We start from the raw sequence: 439 nt of genomic DNA, 5'->3' as shown, positions 1-439 counted from the left end.
ACCGTTCGAGATGACCGCTCAGGTGTTCATCGAAGGCCGCACCAAGGTAGGCGCCACCGCCATAGTGCGCAATCCGCGCGGCAAGGAAACCCTGCGACGCCCCATGACATGCGTGAACCCCGGTCTCGATCGTTGGGTGGTGACCGTCAAGTGCGGCGATCACAGCGATCTGAAGCCGTGGGAGGATGGCTATGCGGCCGTCAAACGTCAGCTGGGCGAATGGACCGTGACCATCGAAGGATGGGAAGACACCTATATTTCCTGGCTGCATGATGCCCGCATCAAGGTTCGCGTTAAGGATGACGTGAACAATGCGCTCGATTCCGGCGCTGAACTGTTGGCTCGCTGGGCAGCAACCCCGGATGCCAATCTCACCGCACGAGACCGCAAGACTTTGGAGAAGGCCGCCGAAACCATGGCCGACGCTTCGCTCAGCGCC

At 60.8% G+C, this 439-nt stretch carries 1 protein-coding gene; it reads left to right on the top strand.

Going from position 1 to position 439, the window contains the following annotated elements:
- On the top strand, positions 1-439 hold a 439-nt coding region (locus EIK80_RS25095), incomplete at both ends, for a maltotransferase domain-containing protein (RefSeq protein ID WP_125159715.1).

The sequence above is a fragment of the Caulobacter sp. 602-1 genome, from assembly GCF_003931565.1.
Lineage (GTDB): Bacteria > Pseudomonadota > Alphaproteobacteria > Caulobacterales > Caulobacteraceae > Caulobacter.
The sequence above is the reverse complement of the archived record's forward strand: the minus strand, read 5'-3'. Positions and strand labels throughout refer to the sequence as shown.